The organism is Myxococcaceae bacterium JPH2, assembly GCA_016458225.1.
GTDB lineage: Bacteria > Myxococcota > Myxococcia > Myxococcales > Myxococcaceae > Citreicoccus.
In genome coordinates, this window is the sequence record JAEMGR010000080.1 from 1 (window position 1) to 2,637 (window position 2,637).

At 58.6% G+C, this 2,637-nt stretch carries 1 protein-coding gene; it reads left to right on the forward strand.

Translation table 11 applies throughout. The annotated features are described in order from the left end of the window. Positions 1-629 precede the first annotated feature (629 nt). Positions 630-2,483, forward strand: a complete 1,854-nt coding sequence (locus JGU66_36170) for a DEAD/DEAH box helicase family protein (protein MBJ6766212.1) — start codon at positions 630-632, stop codon at positions 2,481-2,483. Positions 2,484-2,637: the final 154 nt, after the last annotated feature.

A 2,637-nucleotide genomic window follows, 5' to 3' on the forward strand; every position in this document is an offset into this window, starting at 1 on the left:
AGAGTACATGCAGAGCTCGGCGGCAGCGCGAGAGGGCAACCAGGACCAGACGTAAGTCGTCCTCGCGTCGTGTCTCGCAGTGCAGTTCGCTCTTTGCGCTGCTGCAGTCCGGTATTCGGTCACGGTCTTCACCCACCACGATGCGGAGTTCGAACTGTTGGCCCTTGATTCGCCGCGCCGAACAGAGGGTGGTTGGTTTCTGGGGGCGTCGACCCTTGCCTTCGGGGCGGTGGTGCTGGAATCCAGCGGCTACGAGGAATGTGACTCCTCGCTCCAGGCGGGCATATCGAAGCCGATGACGCCAGTATCTCGAGGCTTGCCTTCGCCATCGAGATAGCTGCGCACAGTGTGGAGGGGCGCAGCGGTTATGTGAGGCCCTCGCCACCCCAGGGTGCCCCTCCGGTGAGGCTTGCCTAGATGCCCGCAGAGGTGAATCAAGCCCAGTCTGATGCGCTGCCCTCTCCATGTTGCGGGCGCCTCTCAATGCTGTGCTAGCGCCCCAGGTCAGTCTTGAGCGCCTAGGGTCCATTAATTCCAGTCATGCTTTATTCGATGGCAGGTCAGAGATGACCTGGGGAATTGATGTTCGCCAGTGCAGTTGTGGTGTGGTTGGCTCTCACACCAATACCATGTTCAAGCTCCGCCCCTACCAGAGTCGCGCCCTCGATGCCGCCCGTTCGGCATTCGCCGAAGGGAAGAAGCGGTCCCTGATTGTTGCGCCTACGGGGGCTGGCAAGACGGTCATTGCTTGTGCGCTTATGGAGAGCGCCAGCAAGAAAGGCCGTAGGACACTCTTCCTGGCCCATCGCGCCGAACTAATCGAGCAGACGTCGCGCAAGCTGAATGAAATCGGGCTTGAGCACGGAATAATCAAAGCAGGTATCGAAGATGGGCGAGTTCGTCCAGATGCTCTTGTCCAGGTCGCGGCCGTGCAGACGCTTGATAGACGCCGCGATGAGATGGGCAACTACTCGGTAGTTATCGTTGATGAGGCGCACCATACGAATGCCGAGTCATGGGCCAGAGTAATCGAAGCTACGCGTTATGATGCCCTTCTTGGTCTGACGGCGACGCCATATCGCGCTGATGGGAAGGCTTTGGGGGATTATTTCGACAAGCTTGTGCTCGTTTCCTCGCTTCGGGACCTCATTGGCACTGGCCACCTCGTCGAGCCGCGTGTCTATGGTCGCGAGCCGCCAGACCTTCGTAAAGTAGAGAGGCGAGGTAACGACTATAAGCTAGAGCAACTTGCGCAGGTGATGGACCGTCCCGCGCTTGTGGAAGACATCGTGAAGGAGTGGCGAAGGCTTGCTGCTGGGCGGACAACTGTTGTGTTTGCGACCTCCATTGTGCATAGCAAGCATATTGTTGAAGGTTTTGTGCGGGCGGGGGTTAGAGCTGGCCATGTTGACGGAGAGATGGCTGCGGAGGAACGAGTGGCCGTGTTGCAGCGACTTGCTGCAGGAGACCTCGATGTCGTCTCAAACTGTCAGGTGCTCACCGAGGGCTGGGACCTTCCCCGTTGCTCAGCCGTGGTGCTAGCTCGTCCCACGCAGTCACGTTCATTATGGAAGCAGATGTGTGGCCGAGCTCTCCGTCCTTGCCCCGAAGTGGACAAGAATGACTGTCTCATTATCGACCATGCTGGCTGTTGGAAACGGCATGGCTTTCTTACGGATGAGGAGGCGCTGTCTTTGGAGGGGCGCGAGCCGCGTGAGTCGAGTGCTCCAATGCGACGCTGTCCTTCCTGCCGTGCTCAATTCCCGGGCTGGCCGCGCTATTGCCCCGAGTGTGGAGCCGCGCTTCCCAGGGGTGGTTCGTGGCTAGCGGAGGAGCCTGTCCTTTGTGAGCCACCGCTTGTCGAGGTTGGCACCCAGAGAAGTGAGCGCGAATTATTCCATCGGCTTCTTCGCGAGGCTCGTGCGGCAGGGCATGCGCCCACAAGGGCAACGGGAGAGTATTGGAGGTTGCGTGGGCAATGGCCTTCCAACTCAATTTATCCCACTGATGAAGAAGATATTCAGATTTATTGGCAGGCGAATAAGGGCAAGAAGCGCCTGTTTTGGCGTTCCCCTATTGCGCAAGCCGCCCCTGTCCCGGTTGGCGCGGCGCATCAGTGGGCGACGCCAGATATTGATGTGGCGCTGCGAACTAGTAGGTCGCAGCATTCAGTAGTGGGCGAGATGTCTGTTCGGTCGAAAGTTGATGAGTTTCCATCTCGCAGTGTTGTGAGAGGGCTGGCGGCTTGCCCTTCCTGCTTTGTGCGTGCTGGTTCCGCCTGCGTTGGTGCCCGTGGTGACATTCGTAAGTCGAACCATATTGAGCGGTTGAGGGCGGCGCACGAGATGGCGCAATCCGTAGGTTGCCCTGATTGCGGTGCAGTTGCGACTCGCGGTTGTGTGGGCCCATTCGGTGCAATGAAAACTGTCCATCCAGGTCGACTCAGGGTGGCTCTTGGAAGTGGTGCTGAATACCCGCCTTGAGTTGAAGTGCATGATTTGACAGTAGGTGCGCGTATGCCCGTTGCCCTTGAAGTCGAGTCCTCTGGGTAGCGGTGGATGCTGGCCGCTCTCCTGATGCAATGTACCTATTAGGTGTGGAGACGACCTTCAAGAAGCGCGGGTCTTCGATCCATAC

Coding starts and splice junctions, on each gene's coding strand:
- JGU66_36170 (MBJ6766212.1), top strand. CDS start 630: ATGTTCAAGCTCCGCCCCTACCAGAGTCGCGCCCTCGATGCCGCCCGT.